The 24,637-nt window shown below is 67.6% G+C and carries 31 protein-coding genes; 19 read left to right on the top strand and 12 right to left on the bottom strand.

Annotation, left to right across the window (positions count from 1 at the left end; genetic code table 11):
- The first annotated feature begins 28 nt into the window (after positions 1-28).
- On the top strand, positions 29-781 hold the full coding sequence (gene ubiE / locus BMX57_RS17020; RefSeq protein WP_092369993.1) for a bifunctional demethylmenaquinone methyltransferase/2-methoxy-6-polyprenyl-1,4-benzoquinol methylase UbiE: 753 nt from the start codon (positions 29-31) through the stop codon (positions 779-781).
- A 1-nt stretch (position 782) separates the two neighbouring features.
- Positions 783-2,312, top strand: coding sequence for a 2-polyprenylphenol 6-hydroxylase (ubiB, locus tag BMX57_RS17015; protein WP_092369990.1), 1,530 nt, complete (start codon positions 783-785; stop codon positions 2,310-2,312).
- Between the two features lie 69 nt (positions 2,313-2,381).
- Here ubiB and BMX57_RS17010 read toward each other — a convergent pair whose 3' ends face one another.
- On the bottom strand, positions 2,382-3,557 hold the full coding sequence (locus BMX57_RS17010) for an acetyl-CoA C-acyltransferase family protein (RefSeq protein ID WP_092369987.1): 1,176 nt from the start codon (positions 3,555-3,557) through the stop codon (positions 2,382-2,384).
- Between the two features lie 145 nt (positions 3,558-3,702).
- On the opposite strand from BMX57_RS17010, the gene BMX57_RS17005 reads away from it, so the two are divergent.
- A complete protein-coding gene (locus BMX57_RS17005; RefSeq protein WP_092369984.1) occupies positions 3,703-4,269 on the top strand; it encodes a helix-turn-helix domain-containing protein in 567 nt (188 codons plus the stop codon).
- A gap of 9 nt (positions 4,270-4,278) precedes the next feature.
- Here the strand turns inward: BMX57_RS17005 and BMX57_RS17000 are convergent, their stop codons facing one another.
- Complete coding sequence (locus BMX57_RS17000; protein ID WP_092370253.1) at positions 4,279-4,620, bottom strand: ArsR/SmtB family transcription factor; 342 nt, start codon at positions 4,618-4,620, stop codon at positions 4,279-4,281.
- 230 nt (positions 4,621-4,850) lie between these two features.
- Between BMX57_RS17000 and BMX57_RS16995 the strand changes: the two genes are divergently transcribed.
- The 6 genes from BMX57_RS16995 (at position 4,851) to BMX57_RS16970 (ending at position 8,614) form a co-directional block, all read left to right on the top strand.
- Complete coding sequence (locus BMX57_RS16995) at positions 4,851-5,183, top strand: AtpZ/AtpI family protein (protein WP_092369981.1); 333 nt, start codon at positions 4,851-4,853, stop codon at positions 5,181-5,183.
- Positions 5,184-5,249: 66 nt separating this feature from the next.
- Positions 5,250-5,957: a F0F1 ATP synthase subunit A gene (locus BMX57_RS16990; RefSeq protein WP_092369978.1), complete on the top strand. Its 708-nt coding sequence runs from the start codon at positions 5,250-5,252 to the stop codon at positions 5,955-5,957.
- 67 nt (positions 5,958-6,024) lie between these two features.
- Positions 6,025-6,249: a F0F1 ATP synthase subunit C gene (locus BMX57_RS16985; protein WP_089276753.1), complete on the top strand. Its 225-nt coding sequence runs from the start codon at positions 6,025-6,027 to the stop codon at positions 6,247-6,249.
- Between the two features lie 86 nt (positions 6,250-6,335).
- Positions 6,336-6,881: a F0F1 ATP synthase subunit B' gene (locus BMX57_RS16980; RefSeq protein WP_092369975.1), complete on the top strand. Its 546-nt coding sequence runs from the start codon at positions 6,336-6,338 to the stop codon at positions 6,879-6,881.
- Positions 6,882-6,886: 5 nt separating this feature from the next.
- On the top strand, positions 6,887-7,447 hold the full coding sequence (locus BMX57_RS16975; RefSeq protein WP_092369972.1) for a F0F1 ATP synthase subunit B: 561 nt from the start codon (positions 6,887-6,889) through the stop codon (positions 7,445-7,447).
- A gap of 153 nt (positions 7,448-7,600) precedes the next feature.
- On the top strand, positions 7,601-8,614 hold the full coding sequence (locus BMX57_RS16970) for an NAD-dependent epimerase/dehydratase family protein (protein ID WP_092369969.1): 1,014 nt from the start codon (positions 7,601-7,603) through the stop codon (positions 8,612-8,614).
- On the opposite strand, the gene BMX57_RS16965 is transcribed toward BMX57_RS16970, so the two are convergent.
- Positions 8,602-9,384, bottom strand: coding sequence for a FadR/GntR family transcriptional regulator (locus tag BMX57_RS16965; RefSeq protein ID WP_092369966.1), 783 nt, complete (start codon positions 9,382-9,384; stop codon positions 8,602-8,604). The genes BMX57_RS16970 and BMX57_RS16965 overlap by 13 nt on opposite strands.
- Before the next feature lie 118 nt (positions 9,385-9,502).
- Between BMX57_RS16965 and BMX57_RS16960 the strand changes: the two genes are divergently transcribed.
- The 3 genes from BMX57_RS16960 (at position 9,503) to BMX57_RS16950 (ending at position 13,914) form a co-directional block, all read left to right on the top strand.
- The gene (locus tag BMX57_RS16960; RefSeq protein ID WP_229724281.1) at positions 9,503-9,910 is read left to right on the top strand and encodes a hypothetical protein; all 408 of its coding nucleotides are present in this window, start codon (positions 9,503-9,505) and stop codon (positions 9,908-9,910) included.
- A gap of 123 nt (positions 9,911-10,033) precedes the next feature.
- Complete coding sequence (locus BMX57_RS16955; protein ID WP_092369963.1) at positions 10,034-13,489, top strand: chromosome segregation SMC family protein; 3,456 nt, start codon at positions 10,034-10,036, stop codon at positions 13,487-13,489.
- Positions 13,490-13,551: 62 nt separating this feature from the next.
- Positions 13,552-13,914 carry a hypothetical protein gene (locus tag BMX57_RS16950; RefSeq protein ID WP_092369961.1) on the top strand — a complete coding sequence of 121 codons (363 nt, stop codon included), beginning with the start codon at positions 13,552-13,554 and terminating at the stop codon, positions 13,912-13,914.
- A 15-nt stretch (positions 13,915-13,929) separates the two neighbouring features.
- Here the strand turns inward: BMX57_RS16950 and BMX57_RS16945 are convergent, their stop codons facing one another.
- Entirely contained in the window at positions 13,930-15,111 is a 1,182-nt protein-coding gene (locus BMX57_RS16945; protein ID WP_092370250.1) for a lytic murein transglycosylase, read from the bottom strand.
- A 13-nt stretch (positions 15,112-15,124) separates the two neighbouring features.
- Positions 15,125-16,042: an adenosylcobinamide-phosphate synthase CbiB gene (gene cbiB, locus BMX57_RS16940; protein WP_268236039.1), complete on the bottom strand. Its 918-nt coding sequence runs from the start codon at positions 16,040-16,042 to the stop codon at positions 15,125-15,127.
- Positions 16,043-16,286: 244 nt separating this feature from the next.
- Here cbiB and BMX57_RS16935 point away from each other — a divergent pair, with 244 nt between their 5' ends.
- The gene (locus BMX57_RS16935; RefSeq protein WP_092369958.1) at positions 16,287-16,649 is read left to right on the top strand and encodes a response regulator transcription factor; all 363 of its coding nucleotides are present in this window, start codon (positions 16,287-16,289) and stop codon (positions 16,647-16,649) included.
- On the opposite strand, the gene BMX57_RS16930 is transcribed toward BMX57_RS16935, so the two are convergent.
- Positions 16,631-17,620 (bottom strand): glutathione S-transferase family protein, encoded by a 990-nt coding sequence (locus tag BMX57_RS16930; RefSeq protein ID WP_092369955.1) that lies wholly within the window; start codon positions 17,618-17,620, stop codon positions 16,631-16,633. The genes BMX57_RS16935 and BMX57_RS16930 overlap by 19 nt on opposite strands.
- A gap of 199 nt (positions 17,621-17,819) precedes the next feature.
- Between BMX57_RS16930 and BMX57_RS16925 the strand changes: the two genes are divergently transcribed.
- A complete protein-coding gene (locus tag BMX57_RS16925; RefSeq protein WP_092369952.1) occupies positions 17,820-18,173 on the top strand; it encodes a hypothetical protein in 354 nt (117 codons plus the stop codon).
- 12 nt (positions 18,174-18,185) lie between these two features.
- Here BMX57_RS16925 and BMX57_RS16920 read toward each other — a convergent pair whose 3' ends face one another.
- Complete coding sequence (locus BMX57_RS16920; RefSeq protein WP_092369949.1) at positions 18,186-19,358, bottom strand: MalY/PatB family protein; 1,173 nt, start codon at positions 19,356-19,358, stop codon at positions 18,186-18,188.
- A gap of 100 nt (positions 19,359-19,458) precedes the next feature.
- Here BMX57_RS16920 and def (BMX57_RS16915) point away from each other — a divergent pair, with 100 nt between their 5' ends.
- The 5 genes from def (BMX57_RS16915) to BMX57_RS16895 are packed head-to-tail and all read left to right on the top strand — an operon-like array spanning position 19,459 to position 21,891.
- Positions 19,459-19,977, top strand: a complete 519-nt coding sequence (def, locus tag BMX57_RS16915; protein WP_092369946.1) for a peptide deformylase — start codon at positions 19,459-19,461, stop codon at positions 19,975-19,977.
- Positions 19,974-20,468 carry a peptide deformylase gene (def, locus tag BMX57_RS16910; RefSeq protein ID WP_092369943.1) on the top strand — a complete coding sequence of 165 codons (495 nt, stop codon included), beginning with the start codon at positions 19,974-19,976 and terminating at the stop codon, positions 20,466-20,468. The genes def (BMX57_RS16915) and def (BMX57_RS16910) overlap by 4 nt, the downstream gene beginning before the upstream one ends.
- A 22-nt stretch (positions 20,469-20,490) precedes the next feature.
- Complete coding sequence (gene fmt, locus BMX57_RS16905) at positions 20,491-21,402, top strand: methionyl-tRNA formyltransferase (protein ID WP_092369940.1); 912 nt, start codon at positions 20,491-20,493, stop codon at positions 21,400-21,402.
- A gap of 11 nt (positions 21,403-21,413) precedes the next feature.
- Positions 21,414-21,650, top strand: coding sequence for a hypothetical protein (locus BMX57_RS16900; RefSeq protein ID WP_092369937.1), 237 nt, complete (start codon positions 21,414-21,416; stop codon positions 21,648-21,650).
- A 1-nt stretch (position 21,651) separates the two neighbouring features.
- Positions 21,652-21,891, top strand: coding sequence for a GlsB/YeaQ/YmgE family stress response membrane protein (locus BMX57_RS16895; protein WP_092369934.1), 240 nt, complete (start codon positions 21,652-21,654; stop codon positions 21,889-21,891).
- Between the two features lies 1 nt (position 21,892).
- On the opposite strand, the gene BMX57_RS16890 is transcribed toward BMX57_RS16895, so the two are convergent.
- From BMX57_RS16890 to BMX57_RS16870, 5 genes are read right to left on the bottom strand one after another with little or no spacing between them, the layout of a single operon-like run.
- A complete protein-coding gene (locus BMX57_RS16890) occupies positions 21,893-22,516 on the bottom strand; it encodes a trimeric intracellular cation channel family protein (protein ID WP_092369931.1) in 624 nt (207 codons plus the stop codon).
- A complete protein-coding gene (gene rnhA / locus BMX57_RS16885; RefSeq protein ID WP_092369928.1) occupies positions 22,513-22,980 on the bottom strand; it encodes a ribonuclease HI in 468 nt (155 codons plus the stop codon). Before rnhA ends, BMX57_RS16890 begins: the two co-directional genes overlap by 4 nt.
- Complete coding sequence (locus BMX57_RS16880) at positions 22,973-23,566, bottom strand: class I SAM-dependent methyltransferase (RefSeq protein ID WP_092369925.1); 594 nt, start codon at positions 23,564-23,566, stop codon at positions 22,973-22,975. Before BMX57_RS16880 ends, rnhA begins: the two co-directional genes overlap by 8 nt.
- Complete coding sequence (locus BMX57_RS16875) at positions 23,563-24,015, bottom strand: DUF3429 domain-containing protein (protein ID WP_092369922.1); 453 nt, start codon at positions 24,013-24,015, stop codon at positions 23,563-23,565. Before BMX57_RS16875 ends, BMX57_RS16880 begins: the two co-directional genes overlap by 4 nt.
- Positions 24,012-24,626 carry a LysE family translocator gene (locus BMX57_RS16870; protein WP_092369919.1) on the bottom strand — a complete coding sequence of 205 codons (615 nt, stop codon included), beginning with the start codon at positions 24,624-24,626 and terminating at the stop codon, positions 24,012-24,014. Before BMX57_RS16870 ends, BMX57_RS16875 begins: the two co-directional genes overlap by 4 nt.
- Positions 24,627-24,637: the final 11 nt, after the last annotated feature.

Here is a 24,637-nt window from a genome sequence, read left to right as displayed (position 1 = left end):
AGGGCGAAATTCCAGAACGGCAAGGCGTATGTCCGACCAGAAAGACAAGACCACACATTTCGGGTTCGAAACGGTCCCGGAATCCGACAAGGCCGGCCGGGTTCAGGGCGTGTTCAACTCGGTGGCGTCGAAATACGACATCATGAACGACGTGATGAGCGCGGGCATCCACCGCGTCTGGAAGGACGCGATGATGGACTGGCTGGCGCCCCGGCCCGGCCAGCGCCTTCTGGACGTGGCCGGCGGCACCGGCGACATCGCGTTCCGCTTCCTGCGCCGCGCCGGTCACGGCCACGCCACGGTGCTGGACCTGACCGCCCCGATGCTGGAGGCGGGCCGCAAGCGCGCCGAGGCCGAGCGCCTGGCCGACAGCCTGGACTGGGTCGTGGGCGACGCGATGGCGCTGCCCTTCGAGGCCAACAGCTTTGACGTCTACACCATCTCCTTTGGTATCCGGAACGTCACCCGCCCCGCCGACGCGCTGGCCGAGGCCTTCCGCGTGCTGAAACCCGGCGGGCGGCTGATGGTGCTGGAATTCAGCCAGCTGCCGAATGACGGGCTGCAGAAGCTATACGACCTCTACAGTTTCAACGTGATTCCCCGCATGGGCCAGCTGATCGCGGGCGACCGCGACAGCTATCAATACCTGGTGGAATCGATCCGCAACTTCCCCGACCAGGAGGCGTTCCTGTCGATGATCCGCGCCGCGGGGTTCGGAAACGCCAAGTACCGCAACCTCAGCATGGGCATCGCCGCGCTGCACTCGGGCTGGAAGCTCTAGGATGCGCGGACCCCACAACATCATCCGCCTGATCCGCACAGGCGCGACGCTGGAGCGCACCGGGGCGATGAACGTGGTGCTGGACGCCTTCGAGGCGCCGCCGGCGCTGCGCTTCGTCGCCCGCGCGCTGGGCTGGCCGTTCCAGTGGCTGGGCTACAAGGGTGACCCCGCCATGCCGCCGGCCACCCGCGCGCTGACCGCGCTCGGCCCGGCCTATATCAAGTTCGGCCAGGTGCTCTCGACGCGGCCCGATGTGGTCGGCGACGAACTGGCGGCGCAGCTGCGGGTGCTGCAGGACAAGCTGCCGCCGTTTCCGCGGGACGAGGCGATGGCCGAGGTCGAGCGCGCGCTGGGCCAGCCGGTCTCCAATATGTTCGATTCCTTCAGCGAACCGATCGCCGCGGCCTCGATCGCCCAGGTGCACAAGGCGCGGCTGGTCAGCGACGGCCAGGCAGTGGCCGTCAAGGTTCTGCGGCCGCGCATCGAGCGTGCCTTTCAGAAGGACATCGACGCCTTCTACCTCGCGGCCCGCATCGTCGACCTGTTCGCTCCGGGCGCCCGGCGGCTGCGTCCGATGGAGGTGATCGAGCATTTCCACGGTGTCGTGCGCGGCGAGCTGGATCTGCGGCTGGAAAGCTCGGCGGCCTCGGAATTCGCCGCCAATACCGGCAATGACGCCGGATTCGCCCTGCCGCCGATCCTGTGGAACTACTCCGCCCGGCGGGTGATGACGCTTGGCTGGGCCGATGGCGTGCCGCTGGGCGACAACACCGCCCTCGACCTGGCCGGCCATGACCGCGTGGACCTGAGCGAGCGTGTGCTGCGCCTGTTCCTGCTGCACGCTCTGCGCGACGGGTATTTCCACGCCGACATGCACCAGGGCAACCTCAAGGTCGCGCCGAACGGCGATATCATCGCCTATGATTTCGGCATCATGGGCCATATCGACGAATACACCCGCCGGGTCTATGCCGAGATCCTGTTCGGCTTCATCCGCCGCGACTATCAGCGCGTGGCCGAGGTGCATTTCGAGGCCGGCTACGTGCCTGCCACCCAGGATGTCGACGAATTCGCCCGCGCCCTGCGCGCGGTGGGCGAGCCGATCTTCGGCATGGATGCCAGCCACATCTCGATGGGCCGGCTGCTCAGCTACCTGTTCGAGGTGACCGAGCGTTTCGGCATGGAGACCCGGACCGAGTTGATCCTGCTGCAACGCACGATGGTCGTGGTCGAGGGCGTGGCCCGGTCGCTCAACCCGCATATGAACATCTGGCAGGTCGCGCGGCCGGTGGTCGAGGATTACATCAAGAAATCCATCGGCCCGCGCGCCCTGGCCTCGGATCTGGGCAAGACGGCGCGGGTGCTGGCGCGGTTCGGCCCCCGCCTGCCGGGCCTGGTCGAACGCGCGCTCATTGCCCAGGCCGCCGATCCCGAGCCGGAACGCCCCGGCTGGCGGTCCTGGGTCTGGCCCGGCCTGGCCGGCGCGGCCCTGGGCGGGGCGCTGGTGCTGGCCGTCCAGACCCTCGGCTGATCGGCATTTCCTCTCGCTGAAAATACCTTCGGGGGGTCTGGGGGGCAGACAGCCCCCCAGCGGTGCCGGTCAGAGTCGTTCGATGGCGATCGCGATGCCCTGGCCGCCGCCGATGCACATGGTGATCAGCGCCTTGCGCCCGCCGATCCGTTCCAGCTCGTAAAGCGCCTTGATGGTGATGATGGCGCCGGTCGCCCCGACCGGGTGGCCCAGCGCAATGGCGCCACCATTGGGGTTTACCCGCGCGGCATCCAGCCCCAGCTCCTTGTTGACCGCCAGTGCCTGGGCGGCAAAGGCCTCGTTCGACTCGATCACGTCGAAATCCCCGGCTGACAGCCCGGTGCGCTCCAGCAGGTTGCGCACCGCGGGCACCGGCCCTATGCCCATCACCTCGGGCCGCACACCGGCATGGGCATAGCCCAGCACGCGGGCGCGCGGCTTCAGGCCGGCCTTCTCGGCGGCGTCGGCACTGGCCAGGACCAGGGCGGCCGCGCCGTCATTGATCCCGCTGGCATTGCCCGCCGTCACGCGGCCGTCCTTTTTGAACACCGGGCGCAGACCGGCCAGCGCCTCGGCGGTGGTCGCCTTGGGATGTTCGTCGGTCTTGAAATCCACAGTGTCCCGCCGGACCTTGACCTGCACCGGTGCGATCTGGCTGTCGAAATGGCCGGCCTCGATCGCCGCCGCGGTGCGCTGCTGGCTGGTCAGGGCGAAGCTGTCCATGTCCTTGCGGCTGATCTGGTGTTCGTCGGCCACGTTCTCGGCGGTGACGCCCATATGGCCGGTGCCGAACGGGCAGTTCAGCGCCCCCAGCATCATGTCGAGCGCGCTGATATCGCCCATCTTCTGGCCCCAACGGGTCGAGGGCACGATATAGGGGCTGCGCGACATGCTCTCGGCGCCACCGGCCAGGGCGAAGTCGGCGTCGCCCATCGACAGTGCCTGGACCGCCGAGACGATCGCCTGCGCGCCGGATCCGCAGAGCCGGTTCACGTTCATCGCCGGCACGCCTTCGGGAATGCCGGCCTGCATCGCGGCGACCCGGCTGAGATACATGTCGCGCGGCTCGGTGTTGATGACATGGCCAAAGACCACATGCCCGATCTGGCCGCCCTCGACGCCGGACCGCGCCAGCGCGGCTTCGGTCGCGACGGTGGCCAGGTCGATGGGCGCGGTCGAGGCCAGCGCCCCCCCGAATGTTCCGATGGCGGTCCGGGCGCCGTCCAGAATCACGATGTCGGTCATGGTGCTCCTCCTTTAGGTTTTGCGCAGTATGCACCTGCAGCGTGGTTTGTCGCCTGAGACGTGTCGTCACCGAAAGATCCGCCCCGGCCGTCATTCGGCCACGGGGGAATTGACAAATGCCGCCGGTGGGCGCAGGAATTCCGTCATGACGGAAGACACGGACGATATCTTGACGCGCCTGCCCGCGCGGCTCAAGGATGCCCGCCGGGCCCAGGGCCTGTCGCTGGAGGCCGTCGCCAATCTCAGCGGCGTCTCGCGCTCGATGGTCAGCCAGATCGAGCGCGGCGAGAGCAGCCCGACCATCGCGACCCTGTGGAACCTGACCCGCGCGCTGCAGGTCGATTTCGCCGGGCTTTTGGAAGATGGCGACGGCACCGACCGGATCGAGCTGTTGCGCCGCGATGACGTGCCCAGCATCGACAACATGGGGCAGGGCTGCCGCATCCGCATCCTGTCGCCGCCCGAAGAGGCCGGTGGGCACGAGGTTTACGACATCACCTTTGCCCGCCGAGGCGCGCTGCGCAGCCAGCCGCATGCGCGCGGATCACTCGAACAGCTGACCGTGCTGGAAGGCACGGTGACGGTCGAGGCCGGCACGGCGCGCGAACGGCTTGGCCCCGGAGACACCGCACGCTATGCCGCCGACATCGTGCATGCGATCCTCGCCGAGGACGGACCGGCCCGGGTGTTCCTGATCGTCAAATCGGCCTGAAGCGCCGCTTCACCCGTGCGGCGGTGGGTCGTCGGGCAGTTCGCTGGCCAGGAACCGCTCGAACGCGTCCAGGTTCACCGCCTCGAACTGGCCGAAGCCCTGCATCCAGACGCTGGCCTCGCGCAGCGCGTCGGGGTCGAGCTTGCACCACTTGACCCGGCCGCGCTTCTCCTGCTGGATCAGCCCGGCGCGACTGAGGATGCCCAGATGTTTCGAGATCGCCGCCAGCGACATCTCGAACGGCTCGGCCACGTCGGTCACGGCCATGTCATCCTCGAGCAGCATCGCGAGGATCGCGCGCCGCGTCGGGTCGGCGAGGGCCGCAAAGACGCTATCGAGCCGGTCGGACATGAGATGGCAGAACCACAGGCGCAAAGCATCGTCAACCATTCGGTTGAATATACTGAATGGTCCGGTTGCGGTCCGGAGGGGCTCGCGGCAGACGGGCGCAGGCCGAAACTGTCCAGAGAAAATCAAGCATAATCAAATCATTACCGGCACTCTGCCGCGACAAACAGGGCCGTTGACTCCGTGCCGCTGCGCGCATAGCACCTTGCTCAGCAAACGTGCGGGGAAAACCGGTGTCCGAAGACGACCAAAAGCAGCGCCTGTCGCAGCTTGAGGCACGGATCGCAGCGGCGAAAAAGACGCAGGCCCCGGCCGAACGCGCGGACAAGCACTATTCGCAGGGCGAGTTGGCCTGGCGGATGGTCATCGAGATGACGGCCGGCATCGCGATCGGCTTCGGCATCGGGTACGGGCTGGACAGCCTGTTCGGGACGATCCCGATCTTCCTGGTGCTGTTCACATTGCTGGGCTTCGCGGCGGGCATCAACGTGATGCTGCGCAGCGCCAAGGAGGTCCAGGCGAAGAAGATGGCTGATGACGCGGCCGAGAGAGACGAGAGGGACTAGAACGTGGCAGGGCAAGCGGAGACTGCGGCAGATGGCGCGGAAAAGGGTGGCCTGGTTTTCCACCCGATGGACCAGTTCATCGTCAAGCCGCTGTTCGGCGGTGACACGATCGCCTGGTACACCCTGACGAATGTCACTCTTTGGCTGGCGCTGGCGGTGCTGGCGGTGGTTGCCCTGCTGGTGCTGGGCACCTCCAAACGCGCTATCGTGCCGGGCCGCAGCCAGTCGATCGCCGAGCTGGCCTATGGCTTCATCTACAAGATGGTCGAGGACATCTGCGGCAAGGAAGGGCTGAAGTATTTCCCCTATATCATGACGCTGTTCATGTTCATCGTCAGCGCGAACTTCCTGGGCCTGATCCCGACCGCCTTCACGACCACCTCGCATTTCGCGGTGACGGTGGTCCTGGCGTTGGCGGTCTTCCTGACGGTGACGATTCTGGGCTTCGTCAAGAACGGAACGGCGTTCCTGGGCCTGTTCTGGGTGTCGAGCGCGCCGCTGGCGCTGCGCCCGATCCTGGCCGTGATCGAGCTGATCTCGTATTTCGTTCGCCCGGTCAGCCATTCCATCCGTCTTGCCGGAAACCTCATGGCCGGCCACGCCGTGATCAAGGTGTTTGCGGGCTTCGCCGCGGTGGCCGTGATCTCGCCGGTCTCGGTCCTGGCGATCACCGCCATGTTCGGGCTCGAGGTGCTGGTGTCCTTCATCCAGGCCTATGTCTTCACCATTCTGACCTGCGTCTACCTCAAGGACGCGCTTCATCCCTCACACTGACGGCGGGGAACCCCGCCGTTCCGCATCATCCCAACATCGAAACTTCCAATCGTAAGGAGAACTCATCATGGAAGGCGATCTCGCACATATCGGCGCAGGCCTGGCAGCAATCGGTTCCGGCGCAGCCGCAATCGGGGTGGGCAACGTGGCCGGCAACTTCCTGTCCGGCGCCCTGCGCAACCCGTCGGCCGCCGCCGGCCAGACCGCAACCCTGTTCATCGGTATCGCGTTCGCGGAAGCGTTGGGGATCTTCGCATTCCTCGTCTCGCTGCTGCTGATGTTCGCCGTCTGATCCGCGGAACCTGATCCTTACGCACGGGCGGGCCGCGGCCATAGCGGCCTGCCCGTGGATAAGATAACGTTCCGACGGAGGACAAAATGGCGACAGATACCACAGCAGCCGTCGGCTCCTGCGTCGATGCGGGTGGCAGCGCCATCGGCATGCCGCAGCTGTGCTTCGAATGGTTCCCGAACCAGATCTTCTGGCTCGTTGTCACGCTGGTCGTGATCTTCCTGGTGCTGTCCCGCGTGGCCCTGCCCCGCATCGGCGCCATCCTGGCCGAGCGCCAGGGCACGATCACCAACGACATAGCCGCCGCCGAGGATCTCAAGGCCCGTGCGGCCGAGGCCGAGAAAGCCTATGACAAGGCGTTGGCCGATGCCCGCGCCGAGGCGCAGCGCATCGCCGCCGAAACCCGCGCCGAGATACAGGCCGGGCTGGACGATGCCATCGCCAAGGCCGATGCCGAGATTGCCGCCAAGTCCGCCGAGTCGGAGAAGGCCATCGCCGAGATCCGTGCCGGTGCGCTGGAAAGCATCGAGGCCGTGGCCAAGGACACGACCGGCGACATCGTCACCGCGCTGGGCGGCAAGGCCGATGCCGACGCCGTGACCGCCGCGGTCGATTCGCGGATGAAAGGATAAGCGACATGCGCAACTTCCTCGCCCTTGTCCTGTCCGCCGGCGCCGCCAGCCCCGCGCTGGCCGCCGGTGGCGCGTTCTTTTCGCTGGGCAACACCGACTTCATCGTCCTGATCGCCTTCCTCGTCTTCATCGGCGTACTGGTCTATTTCAAGGTGCCGACACTGATCGGCGGTATGCTGGACAAGCGTGCCTCGGGTATCCAGTCGGAACTGGACGAGGCCCGAGCCCTGCGCGAAGAGGCGCAGACGCTGCTGGCTTCGTTCGAGCGCAAGCAGTCCGAGGTCCAGTCGCAGGCCGACGCGATCGTCAAGGCCGCGCGAGAGGATGCGGCGCTGTCGGCGGAACAGGCCAAGAAGGACCTGGAAGTGTCGATCGAACGCCGAATGGCCGCGGCCGAGGACCAGATCGCCTCGGCGCAGTCCGCCGCGGTGAAGGAAGTCCGCGACAAGGCGGTTGCAATCGCAGTGGCTGCCGCGGGCGACGTGATCGCCAAGCAGATGAGCGCGGCCGATGCCAACAAGCTGATCGACGCGGCCATTGCCGACGTGGATGCCAAGCTGCACTGAGCTGCGAGATATCGGACAGCCTCCGACGAACCGGCGCGCCAGACGCGCCGGTTTTTTCGTGCCGTCCCCGGCCGGCGATTTTGCCCGGTGGCGTCCCGCGCCGAATGGCGATAGGTGCTTGCCCGACGCCCGATCCAGATCCAACGGCCCCACATGACACGCATCCTCGTCACCGGCAGCGCCGGTTTCATCGGCTTCCACCTCTGCCGTCTGTTGCTGGACGAAGGTTTCGACGTGCACGGGTTGGACGGGATGACGCCCTACTATGACGTGTCGCTTAAACAGCGCCGTCATGCCCTGCTTCGGGCGCATCCGCGCTTCGGCGCAAGCGAGGTCATGCTGGAGGATCGCGCCGGGTTCGACGCTGCGGTGGACGCTTTCGCCCCGGACGTGATCGTTCACCTGGCCGCCCAGGCCGGCGTGCGCTACAGCCTCGAGGCACCGCGCTCATATCTCGACAGCAACGTGACCGGGACATTCAACGTGATCGAGGCGGCGCGGCGTCTGCGCGTGCGTCACCTGCTGATCTCGTCCTCCAGCTCGGTCTATGGCGCGAACAAGCGGATGCCGTTCACCGAGACCGACCGCACCGCGACACCGCTGAGCATCTACGCTGCCACCAAGATGGCCGGCGAGGCGCTGGCCCATTCCTATGCGCATCTGTGGGACATTCCGACGACGATGTTCCGGTTCTTCACCGTCTACGGTGCCTGGGGGCGGCCTGACCTGGCCTATTTCAAGTTCACCGAGGCGATCCTGGCCGGGCGGCCGATCGACGTCTACAACAACGGGCAGATGTTCCGCGACTTCACCTATGTCGGGGACCTGGTGCGCGGGATCCGGCTGCTGGTGGACGCCGTGCCAGTGCGGCCGGGCGGGCCCGAGGACATCCCTGAGGGCGACAGCCTGTCGCCGGTGGCCCCCTACCGCGTGGTCAATATCGGCACGTCGCGCAAGATCGGCCTGATGGAGTTCATCGCCGCGCTGGAAGAGGCGCTGGGCCGCAAGGCGGTCTGCAACTTCATGGAGATGCAGAAGGGCGACGTGCCGGCAACCTGGGCGGATTCCGAGCTTCTGCACCGGCTGACGGGGTTTCGCCCGCAAACCGACCTGCGCGCCGGGTTGGCTGAATTCGTCGAGTGGTATCGCAGCTATTACGAGGTCTGACTGCAGCGGCCGGTTTCCTGCTCCAGCCGCTGCTGTGCGATATCCTCGTTGCGCTCCGACCGCCGCTGGTCGGCCAGCGCCGCGCCGACGAAATCGAGATGCGTCTCGACCGCCGCCCGCGCCGCCTCAGCGTCGCGGGCCTGCAGCGCATCGTTTATGGCGCGGTGCTGGTCCAGCAAGGCCTGCCGCCGCGCCGGTTGGGCAAACATGACCTGCCGGTTGTAGAAGACTCCCTGCCGCAGCAGGTCGAACATCGACCGCATCATGTGCAGCATGACGACATTGTGGCTGGCCTCGATGATCGCCATGTGGAACTGCGCGTCCAGTTGCGCCTCGGCCTCGGCATCGCGGCCGGGCTGCGCGGCCTGCATCCGCTCGAAGATCGTTGCGATCACCGCCAGATCACCATCCGACCCCAGCCGCGCGGCCCGCGCCGCCGCCAGCCCTTCGAGGTCGCGGCGGAAGGCGATATAGTCGAACACCGCCTCGTCATGCACCGAGAACAGCCGGATCAGCGCGGGCGAGAAGGCCGAGCCCAACACTTCGGCCACATAGATCCCCGACCCCGCGCGCGAGGTCAGCAAACCCTGCTCCTGCAACTCGGCCACGGCGTCGCGCAGGCTGGGGCGAGACACGCCCAGGCGCTCGGACAATTCGCGCTCGGCCGGCAGGCGCTCGCCGGGGCGCAGGATGCCGCGCAGGATCAGCATCTGGATCTGTTTCACCACGGCGGCTGAGAGCTTCTCGGACTGCACGGGACGGAAGGGCATGGGTCTCTCGCGGGGTTTTGGTCAAATCATATGACCACGCAGCCCCGGCGGCTGCAAGCCGTGGCAGCGGTCTGAGGCAAGGCTTTCTTAACCGATCCGCGCGAGGGTTGGGGGCGTGATGTTTCGATGGGTACCCCTGCTCTGGTTGGCGGCCTGTTCCACGGCCAGCCCCTATTTCGGATCTGCACCCGCCACGCGGGTCGCGGTCGACGGCAACCTGTTCGACGTGCGGGTTCGCGGCAACCTGGCCGAGGCCGTGCGGCTGGACATGCAATACGCGCCGCGATTCGGGCCGATCCGCCACCGCGCGGGCGTGGCGATGGCGCATGTGTCCGGTTGCCCGGTTCTCGAAGTGCTGGGCGATGCGGCGGTCGCCACGGGCGTTCTGGGCTGCAACCGGGCCGATGGCGACTGGCTGTTGCGCACGGCGCTGGCGACGCCGGGCTATGACTGCATCGAGGTCTCGGGATGGGTCAACCGGGGCCCCGGCCCGGATTACGCCGAGTTCGAATGCTCCCCAAGATAGGCGAATATTGGCGAGATATTGTGGATAACTACGCCTGGGACCCCAGATACAGCGCCCGAGCGTTGACTCGGGGGCGGTGCCTCCCGCAGAGTTTCCCGACATGAGAATCACCGGGTGCCGCACTTGCGCTTCAACAAACTCAGACTGACCGGCTTCAAGAGCTTCGTCGATCCGACCGACCTGATCATTGCCGACGGGCTGACCGGGGTGGTGGGCCCGAACGGCTGCGGCAAGTCGAACCTGCTTGAGGCGCTGCGCTGGGTGATGGGCGAGAACCGGCCCACCGCGATGCGCGGCGGCGGCATGGAGGACGTGATCTTTGCCGGTGCGGCAACGCGCCCTGCGCGCAACTTTGCCGAGGTCTCGCTGATCCTGGACAATTCCGACCGCCTTGCGCCCTCGGGCTTCAACGACAGCGACGCGCTGGAAGTCGTGCGCCGGATCACGCGCGATGTCGGCAGCGCCTACAAGACCAATGGCCGAGATGTCCGCGCCCGCGACGTGCAGATGCTGTTCGCGGACGCCTCGACCGGCGCCCATTCGCCTGCCCTCGTGCGCCAGGGCCAGATCGCCGAGCTGATCAATGCCAAGCCCAAGGCGCGCCGCCGGATCCTGGAAGAAGCGGCGGGGATCTCGGGGCTCTACCAGCGACGGCACGAGGCCGAGCTGAAGCTCAAGGCCACCGAATCGAACCTGCTGCGGGTCGATGACGTGATCGAACAGCTGGGCGCGCAGCTGGCGCAGCTGGCCCGCCAGGCCCGGCAGGCGGCGCGCTATCGCGAGATCGGTGCGCAGCTGCGCCAGGCCGAGGGGATGCTGCTCTATCGCCGCTGGAAAGAGGCCGACGCGGCCCGCCTTGCCGCCGAAGAGCTCCTGCGCGGCCGGGTGACCGAGGCCTCGAAGGCCGAGCACGCGGTGCGCCAGACCGAGGCCGCCCGTGCCGAAGCCGACACGACGGTGCCGCCCCGGCGCGAGGAGGAGGCGATTGCCGCGGCGGTGCTGCAGAGGTTGTCGGTGCAGCGCGACCAGCTGACCGACAAGGAGGCCCGCGCGCGCCAGCAGATCGAGACCCTGAATGCGCGGATCGCACAGCTGACCCGCGACATCGAGCGCGAGACCGGGCTGAACCGTGATGCGGGCGAGACCATCGAGCGGCTGGAATGGGAGGCGCGCGAGCTGGAGAAGGCCGGCGCCGGCCATTCCGAACGGCTGAACGAGGCGGCCGAGGCCGCGCGCGAGGCGGCGTCCGTCCTGCAATCGCGCGAGGATCACCTGTCGGAGATCACCGAGGACGTGGCGCGGCTGGCCGCGCGGCACCACTCGGCCCAACGCCTGGTCGAGGACGGGCGCAAGACGCTGACCCGTTCCGAGCAGGAGGAAGCCCGGGCTCGCACGGCCATGGACACCGCCCGCACGACGCTCGAGGAGGCAAGCGCGGCGCAGGACACGGCGACCGTCGCGCAGGAAGAGGCCGAAGCGGCCGCCGAGTCTGCCGAGGAGGCGTTGGCCGCCGCCGATGAGCTGCGCGCCGACACCCAGGCCCGCGAGGCCGAGGCGCGGGCGCAACGATCCGAGGCCGAGGGCGAGGTCAGCGCATTGAGCGCCGAGACAACGGCCCTCGCCAAACTGGTCGAGCGCGACACCGCCGAAGGTGGCCAGGTGCTGGATCTGATCCGCGTCTCGCCGGGATATGAAAAGGCCCTGGGGGCGGCTCTGGCCGACGATCTGCGCGCACCGTTGGTCGATGCGGACGGCCCCTCGGGATGGACATCGGTTCAGGAATACGAGGTCGATCAGCCGCTGCCCGAGGGGGCCGAGCCGCTGGCGCTGCACGTGGCCGGGCCCGAGCGCCTGGGCCGGCGGATCGGCCAGATCGGCCTGGTCGATGCCGAGGCCGGCGCCCGGTTGCAGGCCGAGCTGCGCCCGGGTCAACGCCTGGTCTCGCGCGAGGGTGATCTGTGGCGCTGGGACGGGTTCCGCGCCTGGGCCGAGGACGCGCCGAGCGCCGCCGCCTTGCGCCTGGAACAGCTCAACCGGCTGGAGGCGTTGAAGCAGGACCTGGCCGCCGCCAACGCCCGCGCGGACGGGGCGCGCGGCGCGCATGAGGCGCTGTCGCGGCAGCTGGCCGAGGTGACCGAGGCCGACCGCCGGGCGCGCGAGGCCCGCCGCGCCGCGGATCAGCGCGTCGCCGAAGCCGCCCGTGCACAGAGCCGTGCCGAGGCCGATCGCAGCCTGGCGCAGGGCAAGCTGGAAAACCTGTCCATGGCGGTGGAGCGCCACAAGGAAGACGCGATGGAGGCGCGCATCCGCCTGCGCGAGGCCGAGGCGGCCCTGCAGGAGCTTGGCGATCTGGACACCGCCCGGGCGCAGGTCGAGAGCGTGAAGCAGACGGTCGAGGCGGCGCGGATCACCATGCTGACCCATCGCTCGACCCTGGACGAGGTGCGCCGCGAGGGCGAGGCGCGCACCCGCCGCAGCCAGGAAGTGACCAAGGAGCTGAGCGGCTGGCGGCACCGGCTCGAGAGCGCGGACAAGCGCATCGCGGAGCTGGCCGAGCGCAAGAGCGCCTCGGAAGAGGAATTGACCGAGGCGATGGCCGCACCCGCCGAGATCACCGAGCAGCGCGAGGAGCTGGCCGAGCAGATCGAGGCTGCCGAGGGGCGGCGTGCCCAGGCCGCCGACCGTCTGGCCGAGGCCGAAACGGCGCTGCGCGAGGCGACCGTCGCCGAACGCGAGGCGGCGCGCCTGGCCTCGGAGGCGCGCGAGGCCCGTGCCGCCGCCGAAGCCCGCGCCGAGGCCGCCCGCGAAGCCGTCGAGGCGAGCGCCGCGCGTATCCGCGATGAGCGCGAACAGACCCCCGGGCAATTGCTGGCCGCGCTGGACACCGATCCCGAATCCATGCCCGGCGCCGAGGCGCTGGAGGCCGAGGTCAACCGCCACAAGCGCCAGCGCGACGCGATGGGCGCGGTCAACCTGCGCGCCGAAGAGGACGCGCGCGAGGTGCAGGAGGAGTTCGACACCCTGTCCAGCGAAAAGGCCGACCTGGAGGAGGCGGTCAAGGCGCTGCGCAGCGGGATCGCCAGCCTCAACCGCGAGGGGCGCGAGCGGCTGCTGACCGCCTTCGAGCAGGTCAACGCCAATTTCTCGATGCTGTTCAAGCACCTGTTCGGCGGGGGCGAGGCCAACCTGGTGATGGTCGAAAGCGACGATCCTCTGGATGCCGGCCTTGAGATCATGTGCCAGCCGCCGGGCAAGAAACTGTCGACGCTCAGCCTGCTGTCGGGGGGCGAGCAGACGCTGACCGCGATGGCGCTGATCTTTGCGGTGTTCCTGGCCAACCCGGCGCCGATCTGCGTGCTGGACGAGGTCGACGCCCCGCTGGACGATGCCAACGTGAACCGGTTCTGCGACCTGCTGGACGAGATGTGCCGCCAGACCGACACGCGGTTCCTGATCATCACCCACCACGCGGTGACGATGGCGCGCATGGACCGCCTGTTCGGGGTGACGATGCAGGAGCAGGGCGTCAGCCAGCTGGTGTCGGTCGACCTGAAGAAGGCCGAGGCCATGGTCGCCTGACCGCGACGCGGCTCACCCCATCGTGATTCCCGATTGCGGCCGCGCGGCGTCATGATGGCGCTATGAAATTCCCGATTTTCCTGATTGCCTGCCTTGCCGCCATGCCCGCCCCGGCCGCCGAGTGGGACCTGCGTGACGGCGACGTGCCGCTCAGCCAGGGCGAGCTGCGGGCGCTGGCCGGCCGCACGCTGACCTTCTATGACGACGGACGGTCCAAGTATTCCGCGGGCGGCGCCTATTCCTATACCTTCTCCGAGGCCAATGGCGGCGGCACCGCATTTGGAACCTACCGGATCACCGAGGAGGGCAGCATCTGCACCGCCTTCCGCAACGGGTTCAGCCGCTGCGACCTCTACGTCCACAGCGGTGACCGGCTGATCCTGATCGACGAGGAAGGCCGGAGGTTTCCCGTGCGGCCCCAGTGAGGCCTGGGCGATACTCTAAAGCCGGTTCAGCAGTTCTGCCGTGGGCCAGGCATCCGCCGGCAAGCCCAGTCGGGCCTGTTCGGCCTGTACCGCCGCGCGGGTGCCGGCGCCCAGGATGCCGTCGATCTCGCCCACGTCATGGCCGCGCGCCTGCAGCTCGCGTTGCAGGTTCTTCAGCTGGTCCCCGGACAGGCCCGGCTCGGGATTGCCCGCGTCATAGACCGGCGCGCCCTCCAGCCGGGTGGCGAAATAGGCGGCGGTCAGGACATAGGTGAAACTCTGGTTCCACTCGAAGAAGACGTTGAAATTGGGATAGGCGATGAACGCCGGTCCCTTGCGCCCCTGGGGCAGCAGGATCGACGCCTGCAGCGCGGGATCGGCCAGATCGCCATTGCGCGCCCGCACACCCATCGCCGACCAGTCCGCGACGCTGGCGGCATGCTCCGTGCCGGTGCGCGACCAGTCCATATCGTCGGGCACCACGACCTCCTGCAGCCAGGGCGTCCCGGGCCGCCAGCCCAGATGCGACAGCATCTTGCCGCCCGACACCAGCGCATCCGGAGCCGAGGTCTTGAGCGACACCTTGCCGTCGCCATCGGCATCGACGCCGTTTTCCAGGATGTCGCTGGGCAGCATCTGCACCATCCCGATCTCGCCCGCCCAGGCGCCGGTGGTGCGGGCGGGATCGAAATCGCCCTGCTGGTGGAGCTTGAGCGCCGAGAAGATCTGCGGGCGGAACAGTTCGGGCCGCCGGCAGTCATGCGCCAGCGTGACCAGCGCATCGCGGGTGTTGAAATCGCCCTGGAAGCCGCCGTAGTCGGTCTCGAACGCCCAGAAGGCCAGCAGCACCCCGCGCGAGACGCCGTATTCTGCCTCGATCCGGTCGAAGACGGCTGCGTATTTGCGCGCCATCGCGCGGCCCTTGTCGATCCGGTTCTGCGAGATCAGGTGGCGCGAGAAATCGATGAACGGTTTCTGGAACACACCCTGGGCCCGGTCGGCGCGCAGCACCTTGGGATCCTGCCGGACGCCGCGGAAGAACCCGTCGATGGTGGCGGCGTCGAAGCCCCTTTCCCGCGCCTCGGATTTCAGGCCGGCGACAAACTCGGAAAACCCGCCGCCGCACTGGGCCAGGGCGGGACCGGTGAGGGTCAGGGCAAGACAGGCGGGCAGGAGGCGGCGTGCGATCTGTTTCATGCCCTCACCCATGTCAGAACACCAGCGCGACTGCCAGCCCCAACATGACCAGCCCCAGTGCCAGCGACCAGACCTGCCAGAGCAGGGTGGCGGCCCGTTCGATCTCGCGTGCGCCGATATCCTTGCGGGCGTCCTCGTTGACCCAGGCCAGGTGGCGGATGCGGCCGTGATAGCTGCGCGGTCCGGCCAGCGCGATATTCAGCGCGCGCGCCATCGCCGCCTCGGGCCACCCGGCATTGGGCGAGACGTGGCGCTGGGCGTCCTCGACAATGCCGCGCCAGTCCGCCCAGCGCCCCGAGACGGCCATCAGCAGGATACAGGTCAGCCGGGCGGGCACCAGGTTGAGCAGATCGTCGAGCCGTGCCGCCGCCCAGCCGAACCGGGCATAGCGGTCGTTCAGATAGCCGATCATGCTGTCGGCTGTGTTGATCGCCTTGTAGAACAGCAGCCCCGGCAGCCCGCCGACAAGGAACCAGAAGGCCGGCGCGATCACCCCGTCGCTGAGGTTTTCGGCGGCGCTTTCGATGGCCGAGCGGGCGACGCGCGGGCCGTCCATATCGGCGGTGTCGCGGGTGACGATACGCGCCACCATGCGCCGCGCTTCGGGCAGGGACAGGCGCAGGGCATCGGCCACCTCGGTCACGTGGCCGACAAGCGAGCGCTGGGCGAGCAGGATGGCGCAGGCCAGGATCTCGGCCACGGGGCCCAGCATCGACAGCAGGCCACCAAGCGCCAGTGCACCCGAGCCCAGCGCGGCCACCGCGACAATTCCGCGAAGGCGGCGGTGCCGGCCGCGGTTCAGCCGCATGTCCAGCCAGCGCACGCAATCGCCCATCAGGACCGCCGGGTGGCGCAGGCGCGACCACAGCCAGTCGGGCTCGCCCAGCATCGCATCCAGCAGCATCGCGCAGGCCAGGACGAACGCCGTCACCCGGGCGTCTCCGCACCCAGTCCGGCCTGTCCCCCGACCATATGTCCCGCGTGGATCGTCATCGCGCTGCGCCTTTCAACTCCCGAGGGTCTTTCAAGCGGATTTCTGCCGGACGCACAAGCGCCGGTGACGGAATCCCGCCAAGGGCCGAAGCCGTTAAGGGTTTGTTAAGCAAATCGGCCGAGACCGGATCAAGGGAGCGGCATGACTTTCAGCGTCTTTCGCGCATGGCCGGCAGTCTGAGATGAGAGTTCTGATCGTTGAAAGCAATCCGGACCTGGGCCTGCTGTGGCAGCGCCACCTGGAGCGGCAGGGCGCGGAAGTTGAGCGCGCAAGCTCGCAGGAGGGCGCGATCCTGTCGCTCTACGGCGAAAGCTTCGACATCATCGTTCTGGACCTCGTCCTCGAATACGGCAGCGCGCTGGCGGTGGCAGATTTCGCCAGCTACCGCCGCCCCGAGGCGCGGGTGATCTTCGTCACCAATACCAGCTTCTTCTCGGACGGCTCGATCTTCGCGCATAGTCCGAACGCCTGCGCCTATCTGCCCAGCGGCACGCCGCCCGAGGACCTGGCGGCGATGGTCGAACACTACGCCTTGCCGCGCTGATCCCGCCCATGCGGCGCGTCGTGGTCCAGGACCGGGTTGATCGGGATGATCCGGTGCGGATTGATGGACTCGTGGCTGTAGTGATAGTGGCGCACGATATGGTCGAAATTCACCGTCTGCGCGACGCCGGGCCATTGATAGAGCTCGCGGGTGTAGGCCCAGAGGTTGGGATAGTCGATCAGACGGCGCCGGTTGCACTTGAAATGCAGGTGATAGACCGGATCGAAGCGGATCAGCGTGGTAAAGAGCCGCCAGTCGGCCTCGGTGATCCGGTCGCCCATCAGATAGCGGTTGTCGGACAGCCGCGCCTCGAGCCAGTCGAGACTGTCGAACAGTGGCCCCACCGCGGCGTCATAGGCCTCTTGCGTCGTGGCAAATCCGCTCTTGTAGACGCCATTGTTGACGGTGTCGTAGACCCGGGCGTTGACCTCCTCGATCCCGTCCCGCAGCGCCTCGGGCCAGTAGTCTTCGGTATTCCCGGTCAACCCGTCGAAGGCCGAGTTGAACATCCGGATGATCTCGGAGCTTTCGTTGGAGACGATGGTTTCGCGGCTCTTGTCCCACAGGACCGGCACGGTGACGCGGCCGGTATAGGACGGGTCGACCCTGGTATAGATCCGGTGCAGCCGGTCCAGCCCATAAAGCGTGTCGCCGGTTGCGCCGGAGTGGTCCGTCTCGAAGGTCCAGCCCTCGTCCAGCATGTCGGGATGCACGACGGAGACCGAGATGAGATTAGCCAAACCCTTGATCTGCCGGAAGATAAGTGTGCGATGCGCCCAGGGGCAGGCGAGGCTGACATAGAGGTGGTAGCGGTCGGCTTCCGCCGCGAACCCGCCCTCGCCGCTGGGCCCGGGCGCGCCGTCGGCGGTGATCCAGTTCCGGTATCCCGCCTCGGAGCGCTTGAACGCGCCGCCGGTGGAGGCGGTGTCATACCATTTGTCGTGCCAGGTGCCGTCGATGAGCAATCCCATTGCGTCCTCCTTGTCGCGTCCTCTTTCAATCTAGGCGACGGGCGGCCCGGCGCCCAGCGTGGCGGCCGCGCAACTGGTCTGCGCTTCTGCACACTGCAGGGAATAGGGGCGTGAACCTGTCGTGCGCCATCGCGGGAAAACCTTGATTTATTTCGCCACAACAACAAACTGGGAATCGGTTTCCTGGGGGAGATACGTAATGAGTACCTATGTTTCGAAGGAGGTCCGCGAGGGCCTGGATGCGGCGCGGATCGCGGGGCTGAAGAAGATCAGCCGCCTGCGGGTCGAGATGGATGAGGCGCATTACCCGGTTCTGCGTCTGTGGCGGAACGGATTTTCCGTCGAGGCGGGATCGGTGCCGCGGCTGCGCGGTCTGGTCGATCTCTTTGACGGGGCGAACCATCTCTATCAATGCCTGATCGTCGCCGCCGAGGAGGATGCCGGCGAGATGTGCTATGAATTCAAGCGCAACACCGCCGCCACCGACAAGGCTCCGCTGGATTTCTACCGCGACCCCGACGCGCCGATCGCCCTGCTGGGGCCTGGCGACTGATCGATTGCCCCTCTATTGCAGGTCGGCAAAGGCGGCCTGAAGCCGCGCGCCGGCCTCTTCGACTCGGGCGCGGGACGTGGCGAAATTGATCCGCTGGAACAGCGCCCCGGGGCTGCCGAAGCTCGGCCCCGGCGAGACCGCGATGCGGGCGTCGTCGCGGATTCGGGCGGCAATCTCGTCCTGTGTCATGCCGGTGCCCGAGAAATCCACCCAGGCCAGATAGGTCGCCTGCAACGGCATCGACCACACGCCGGGAATCGCGTTGAGCGCGGCATCCAGCGCCTGCCGGTTGCCATCGAGATGCGCCACCTGCGCGTCCACCCATTCGGCGCCGTCAGGCGAATAGGCCGCGGTGATCATGTCCACGCCCAGCCCGGCGGGCGCATAGTCCAGCGTGTTGAGCCGCTGATACATGTCGGTGCGCAGATCGCGGTCGGGGATGATCATGTTTCCGGTGCGCTGACCGGCGATGTTGAAGGTCTTGGACGCCGCGGTGAGCGTGATGCTGCGGTCGCGGTGCTCGGGCGCGGCCACGTCCATCGGCACGAACCTGTTGCCGGGATAGACCAGGTCGTGATGGATCTCGTCCGAGACCAGCTTCAGGTCGTTGCGCCGGGCGAAACCGGCCACGGCGCGCAGTTCGGCCTCGGTCCAGATCCGGCCCGACGGGTTTTGCGGCGAACACCAGATCAGCATTGTCTCGGACCCGTCCAGCCGCGCCTGCGCGTCGTCGAGGTCGAGCGCATAGCTGTCGCCATCGCGCGCCAGCGGGCATTCCACCACGCGCCGCCCCGACTTGCCGATCTTGTGCGCGAATTCGTGATAGACCGGCGAGAAGATCACCACCCCATCCCCCGGCCGGGTCCAGACATCGAGGCAGAGCGCGATGGCATTGCCCAGCCCTTGCGAGGTCAGGATCCAGTCGGTCTCGATCCGCCAGTCGTGGCGGTTGGCCATCCACCAGGCGATGGCCTGCTTGTATTCGGGATATTCCCAGGAATACCCGAACACGCCTCGATCGGCCGCATCGCGCACCGCGCGGATGACGCAGGGTGCGGTGGCATAATCGGAATCGGCCGTCCACATCGCCAGCCCGTCCTCGGCCGAGACGCCGAAGAGGTGCTCCATCTTGTCCCATTTGGAACTGTGTGTGCCGCGGCGGTCGATCAGGTCGTCGAAAGTCATGCAGGTCTCCGGTCTGCGCAGGTCGCGCATACGCTAAACCGTTGATCGACGGGTGCAAGGGGGCGTTGCGGTGCGGCGGCCGATCGCCTAAATCGGGTCCATGAAACGCTCGATCCTGATCCATCCCGACCCGCGGCTGAAAAAGCTGTGCGCGCCGGTGGCCGATGTCACCGACGATCTGCGGCAGCTGGCCGACGACATGCTGGAGACAATGTATGACGCGCCCGGCATCGGCCTGGCCGCGCCGCAGGTCGGGGTGCTGGACCGGCTGATCGTGCTGGACTGCATCAAGGAAGAGGGCGAGGCGCCGCGGCCGCTGGTGATGTTCAACCCGCAGGTAGTGGCGGCCTCGGACGAGACCAATGTCTATGAGGAGGGCTGCCTGTCGATCCCCGAGCAATATGCCGAGGTGACGCGGCCCAGGGTGGTCGATGTCGAATGGATGGACCGCGACGGAAATCCCCGGCAAGAGACTTTTGACGGGCTCTGGGCGACCTGCGTGCAGCACGAGATCGACCACCTGAACGGCAAGCTCTTCATCGACTACCTCAAACCGCTCAAGCGCCAGATGATCACCCGCAAGATGGTCAAGCTCAAGCGCGAGCTGGCGCGCGCATGAGCGTGCGGCCCTGCCTGCCCTGGCCGGACAGGCGGCTGCGCGTGGCGGCAGATCCGGTGGATGAGATCACCGACGAGATCCGCGGTATCTGGGACGACATGATCGACACGATGGAGGCGATGCCCGGTGTTGGCCTGGCGGCGCCGCAGATCGGTGTGATGCTGCGCCTGGCGGTGGTCGACGGGTCCACCGAGCGCGGACGCGCGGTGCGTTTGGCCAATCCCGAGATCCTGCATGCTTCGGTCGAGCTGCGCGAGCACGAGGAGGCCAGTCCGAATCTGCCGGGGGTATCGGCCAAGCTCAAGCGCCCGCGCGCGGTCACGGTGCGGTTTCTCAACGACCGGGGCATGGTGGACCGCCGCGATTTCGTCGGCATCGAGGCGACCTGCGTGCAGCACCAGATCGACCATCTGGACGGGCGCATGTATTTCGACCGGCTGAGCAAGGTGAAGCGCGACATGCTGTTGCGCAAGGCGAGGAAGATGGGGTGAAACCCCATCCTACGGAGGCGGCATGCGCGTGATCTTCATGGGAACGCCGGATTTCTCGGTGCCGGTGCTGGAGGCGCTGGTTGCTGCCGGGCACGAGGTCGTGGCGGTCTATTGCCAGCCGCCCCGCCCGGCGGGCCGCGGCAAGAAGGACCGGCCCAGCCCGGTGCAGGCCCGCGCCGAGGCGCTGGGTCTGGAGGTGCGCCACCCGGTGTCTTTGAAGCCCGCCGAAGCGCAGGCCGGTTTTGCCGCGCTTGAGGCCGATGTGGCGGTGGTGGTGGCCTATGGGCTGATCCTGCCGCAACCGGTGCTGGACGCGCCGCGCTACGGTTGCCTGAACATCCATGCCAGCCTGTTGCCACGCTGGCGCGGGGCGGCGCCGATCCACCGGGCGGTGATGGAGGGCGACGCCGAGACCGGCATCTGCATCATGCAGATGGAGGCGGGGCTGGACACCGGCCCGGTGTTGCTGCGCGAGGCCACGCCGGTCGGCGCGACCGAGACCACCGGGGACCTGCATGACCGGCTGGCGCGGATGGGGGCCGGCCTGATCGTCGCCGCGCTCGACCGGTTGGACGAGCTGCGCCCCGAGGCGCAACCCGACTCCGGCGTGACCTATGCCGCAAAGATCGACAAGGCCGAGGCGCGGCTGGACTGGACCGACACCACGGCGCGGATCGTGCGGCGAATAAACGGGCTCTCGCCCTTTCCCGGCGCCTGGGTGATGCTGGGTGGCGAACGGCTCAAGCTGCTTCGGGCGGCTCCTGCGACGGCGGCGGATCCCGATCCCGGCGCGGTCGGTGTGACCGAGGACGAATTGCGCATCGGCACCGCCGATGGCGCGGTGTCGGTGCTGGAGCTGCAGCGGGAGGGCAAGCGGCCCGCACCCGTGGGCGAGGTGCTGCGCGGCTGGTCGCCGCCGGCCCGGGTGGAGTGAGGAGAGAAGCGATGTTCCCGACATTGATGGGCACGGTGGTGATCGCGGGGATCGTCGGATATGCCTCGGAAAAGACCGGCTTCACCCGCAACGGATACCTGCAGAGCATCATCATTTGCATCGGCGGCGCGTTTCTGGCCTATTTCCTGCGGATCATGTTCGGGATCGGCTTCGGCTCTCCGGGGGTGAATGCCATCGTGTCCTCGGTGGGGGCGCTGATCATCGTGCCGTTCCACTGGAGGAAATGAAATGCTGGTAATCTACCTGATCGTCGTCGGCGCCGCGGCGGGATTCCTGGCGACCAGGCTGATGCGGATCGAGGCCGATATCCCCACGACCATGCTGATCGGGATCGCCGGCGCGCTGGTGGGCGGCTTCATCCTGAACGCTTTGGTCGCGGTAATGGGCATGCTGTCGGGATTCGTGGGCGCCGTTCTGGGCGCGCTGCTGCTGATCTGGCTCTGGCAGAAATACCGCGGTCGGCGCTGAGTCAAACGCGCGGCGGGCGGCTCTTGTAGGCCGGCAGGCGCCAGCCGAAGAGCAGCGACCCGGCCCGCAACGCCCAGCAGATGCCGGCGCAGAGGGCGAGGGTCGGCAGCTGGTCCAGCCCGGCGCGATCCGCCAGCACCGCCGCCGTCGCCCCGGCAAAGGCGCAGGTGACATAAAGCTCGCCCTGTTTCAGCACCAGCGGCACCTCGCCCACGACGACATCGCGCATCAGCCCGCCCATGCAGCCGGTCGTCATGCCCATCAGCACCACGGTCACCGGCGACTGGTAGAAGCTGAGCGCCACGCCGGTTCCGGCGGCGACCGCGATGGACAGCGCGAAACTGTCCAGCCAGATCAGCCAGCGATAGCGGCTTTCGACCAGATGCGCGGTGAAGAACACCAGCACGGCGGCGCCGGTGGCGATCAGGATATACCGGCTGTCGCCCATCCAGAACACCGGGTTGCGGTCCAGCAGCAGGTCGCGCAGGGTGCCGCCGCCCACCGCCGTCAGGCAGGCGATGAAGGCAAAGCCCACCAGATCCAGCTGCGCCCGGCTGGCGACCAGCGCCCCGGTCAGGGCAAACACCAGCACCGAGCCGTAGTCGAGCAGCGCCAGGATGGTCATGTCTTGGCCTTGGACGGTTTGAAGGGGGCCATGCCCTCGCGCGCCAATTCGTCGGCGCGCTCGTTCTCGGGGTGGCCGGCATGGCCCTTGACCCATTCCCAGGTCACGTCATGGCGTTGGCGTGCCGCGTCGAGCCTCTGCCACAGTTCGACGTTCTTCACCGGTTTCTTTCCGGCGGTCTTCCAGCCGTTGCGCTTCCAGCCGTGGATCCAGCCGGTGACGCCGTTCTTCACATAGGCGCTGTCGGTGACGATGGTGATGGACGAGGGGCGAACCAGGGTCTCGAGCGCGGTGATCGCGGCCAGCAACTCCATCCGGTTGTTGGTGGTCAGCGCCTCGCCGCCACACAGGGTGCGTTCCTTGACGACGGAGCCGCCCTCCTTGGCCTGCATCAGAACGCCCCAGCCGCCGGGGCCGGGATTGCCGGAGCAGGCACCGTCGGTATAGGCGAAGAGCTCAGGCATCGGCACGGATCACGATCCAGCCCGACACCGAGCCCGCCAGCCCCGCGCCCTGTCCCAGCCAGTGGGCGCGCGGGGTCAGGCCCGCGTCGGTCAGAAGCGACTCCAGCTCGTCGCGCTGGTAATACTCGTAGTATCGGTCCAGCCGGTCCCGGCCACCGCCGTTGCCACGTTTCATGCCAAGGAACAGCACGCCTCCCGGTTTCAGCGCCCGTGCGATCCGGTCGAGATGGGCCGGAAGTTCTGCGCGCGACGCGTGCAACAGGCTGAAATAGGCCCAGATCCCGTCATAGCGCGCGGTGGTGGTCAGGTCCTCGAACCGGCCAAGCCGGACCGATACGCCGGGCAAACGGCTTGCGCGGTCCACCATCGCCTCGGAGGCGTCGATCGCCTCGACCTGCAAGCCGGTCTCGGCCATCCGCCGGGCATAGTGTCCCGGCCCGCAGCCCAGATCGAGAACCCGGCCACCCTCGGGGCAGGCCGCGATGAATCGCCCGATCATCTGATCGTCGCTGGCCTCGCGCTCCATCATCTCGACATAGGCGTCGGCCTGGCTGTTGTAGACGGCAAGGGTGCGCGGATCGCTCACAGGAATACTCCGACGGCAAGACAGGCGATCACGATCACCGTCAGCAGCACCCGCAGCGGCATCCACCAGGGCGGGGTCAGGCCCCAATGGGCAAAGGCGGCATCCAGAAGCAGGAGCCCCGCAAAGCCGAAGATCAGGTTCATCCCGTCGCTTACAGGTCCGCCACCGGTCATGAAGAACGCCCAGAGCGCGGGCAGCACCGACAGCGCGTATCCCGCAGCCGCCTGACCGCGGCTGGCGCGTGTGGCAAAGCCCCACAGCACCCCGGACATGAAGCTGAGGATCACCGAACCATAGAAGATAGGCATATCGCGCCCGACGAAGCGTGGACCCAGCTGGGCCGCGCCCCAGGCCTGCAACCCGTCATGCAGATAGGTGGCGGCCCCCCAGACAAAGGGGATCAGCCCGGCCAGGCCCAGCAGCAGCGGTGCGGCGGGTATGCGCCTCATGCCCGCTCCGCCGCCAGCCGGGCGGCAAGACCGGCGAACACCGCCGCAAAGCCGCGGTTGAGCCAGCGCAGGGCGCGGTCCGAGCCCAGCACATAGGTGCGCGCGGTCGCCGCGAACACGCCGTAGAGCAGGAAGACCGCGAAGGTCATTGCCATGAACACGCCGCCCATCATGATCATCTCTGCCGTGGCGGCTGTGGGATCGCCGCTGAGGAACGGCGGCAGCAGCGCCAGGAAGAAGACCGAGAGCTTGGGGTTCAGGATGTTGATCAGGGCCCCGCGCCCGGCGATGCGCGGCCCGGGCTGCGACTGCCGGTCCGACCGGATCGACAGAACGCCACCGGATTTCAACGCCTGCCAGGCGAGATAGAGCAGATAGGCGACACCGGCCAGCTTGACGGCCTGGAACAGCAGGGCCGAGCTGTGCAGGATCGCCGCCAGTCCCAGCATCGCGGCCAGCAGGTGCGGCACGATGCCGATGGTGCAGCCCAGCGCCGCCCAGGCCGCCGCCGCGCGCCCCTGACCCAGGCCCAGCGCCAGCGTGTAGACGACACCGGTGCCCGGCGCCAGAACGACAACGAAGGCGGTCAGCAGGAAATGCAGCGAGATCATGGGCGGGCCTC

It is taken from the genome of Cribrihabitans marinus, assembly GCF_900109035.1.
GTDB classification, from domain to species: Bacteria; Pseudomonadota; Alphaproteobacteria; order Rhodobacterales; family Rhodobacteraceae; genus Cribrihabitans; species Cribrihabitans marinus.
The sequence above is the reverse complement of the archived record's forward strand: the minus strand, read 5'-3'. Positions and strand labels throughout refer to the sequence as shown.

Coding starts and splice junctions, on each gene's coding strand:
- ubiE (WP_092369993.1), top strand. CDS start 29: ATGTCCGACCAGAAAGACAAGACCACACATTTCGGGTTCGAAACGGTC.
- ubiB (WP_092369990.1), top strand. CDS start 783: ATGCGCGGACCCCACAACATCATCCGCCTGATCCGCACAGGCGCGACG.
- BMX57_RS17010 (WP_092369987.1), bottom strand. CDS start 3,557: ATGACCGACATCGTGATTCTGGACGGCGCCCGGACCGCCATCGGAACA.
- BMX57_RS17005 (WP_092369984.1), top strand. CDS start 3,703: ATGACGGAAGACACGGACGATATCTTGACGCGCCTGCCCGCGCGGCTC.
- BMX57_RS17000 (WP_092370253.1), bottom strand. CDS start 4,620: ATGTCCGACCGGCTCGATAGCGTCTTTGCGGCCCTCGCCGACCCGACG.
- BMX57_RS16990 (WP_092369978.1), top strand. CDS start 5,250: ATGGACCAGTTCATCGTCAAGCCGCTGTTCGGCGGTGACACGATCGCC.
- BMX57_RS16985 (WP_089276753.1), top strand. CDS start 6,025: ATGGAAGGCGATCTCGCACATATCGGCGCAGGCCTGGCAGCAATCGGT.
- BMX57_RS16980 (WP_092369975.1), top strand. CDS start 6,336: ATGGCGACAGATACCACAGCAGCCGTCGGCTCCTGCGTCGATGCGGGT.
- BMX57_RS16975 (WP_092369972.1), top strand. CDS start 6,887: ATGCGCAACTTCCTCGCCCTTGTCCTGTCCGCCGGCGCCGCCAGCCCC.
- BMX57_RS16970 (WP_092369969.1), top strand. CDS start 7,601: ATGACACGCATCCTCGTCACCGGCAGCGCCGGTTTCATCGGCTTCCAC.
- BMX57_RS16965 (WP_092369966.1), bottom strand. CDS start 9,384: ATGCCCTTCCGTCCCGTGCAGTCCGAGAAGCTCTCAGCCGCCGTGGTG.
- BMX57_RS16960 (WP_229724281.1), top strand. CDS start 9,503: ATGTTTCGATGGGTACCCCTGCTCTGGTTGGCGGCCTGTTCCACGGCC.
- BMX57_RS16950 (WP_092369961.1), top strand. CDS start 13,552: ATGAAATTCCCGATTTTCCTGATTGCCTGCCTTGCCGCCATGCCCGCC.
- BMX57_RS16945 (WP_092370250.1), bottom strand. CDS start 15,111: ATGAAACAGATCGCACGCCGCCTCCTGCCCGCCTGTCTTGCCCTGACC.
- BMX57_RS16935 (WP_092369958.1), top strand. CDS start 16,287: ATGAGAGTTCTGATCGTTGAAAGCAATCCGGACCTGGGCCTGCTGTGG.
- BMX57_RS16930 (WP_092369955.1), bottom strand. CDS start 17,620: ATGGGATTGCTCATCGACGGCACCTGGCACGACAAATGGTATGACACC.
- BMX57_RS16925 (WP_092369952.1), top strand. CDS start 17,820: ATGAGTACCTATGTTTCGAAGGAGGTCCGCGAGGGCCTGGATGCGGCG.
- BMX57_RS16920 (WP_092369949.1), bottom strand. CDS start 19,358: ATGACTTTCGACGACCTGATCGACCGCCGCGGCACACACAGTTCCAAA.
- def (WP_092369946.1), top strand. CDS start 19,459: ATGAAACGCTCGATCCTGATCCATCCCGACCCGCGGCTGAAAAAGCTG.
- def (WP_092369943.1), top strand. CDS start 19,974: ATGAGCGTGCGGCCCTGCCTGCCCTGGCCGGACAGGCGGCTGCGCGTG.
- fmt (WP_092369940.1), top strand. CDS start 20,491: ATGCGCGTGATCTTCATGGGAACGCCGGATTTCTCGGTGCCGGTGCTG.
- BMX57_RS16900 (WP_092369937.1), top strand. CDS start 21,414: ATGTTCCCGACATTGATGGGCACGGTGGTGATCGCGGGGATCGTCGGA.
- BMX57_RS16895 (WP_092369934.1), top strand. CDS start 21,652: ATGCTGGTAATCTACCTGATCGTCGTCGGCGCCGCGGCGGGATTCCTG.
- BMX57_RS16890 (WP_092369931.1), bottom strand. CDS start 22,516: ATGACCATCCTGGCGCTGCTCGACTACGGCTCGGTGCTGGTGTTTGCC.
- rnhA (WP_092369928.1), bottom strand. CDS start 22,980: ATGCCTGAGCTCTTCGCCTATACCGACGGTGCCTGCTCCGGCAATCCC.
- BMX57_RS16875 (WP_092369922.1), bottom strand. CDS start 24,015: ATGAGGCGCATACCCGCCGCACCGCTGCTGCTGGGCCTGGCCGGGCTG.
- BMX57_RS16870 (WP_092369919.1), bottom strand. CDS start 24,626: ATGATCTCGCTGCATTTCCTGCTGACCGCCTTCGTTGTCGTTCTGGCG.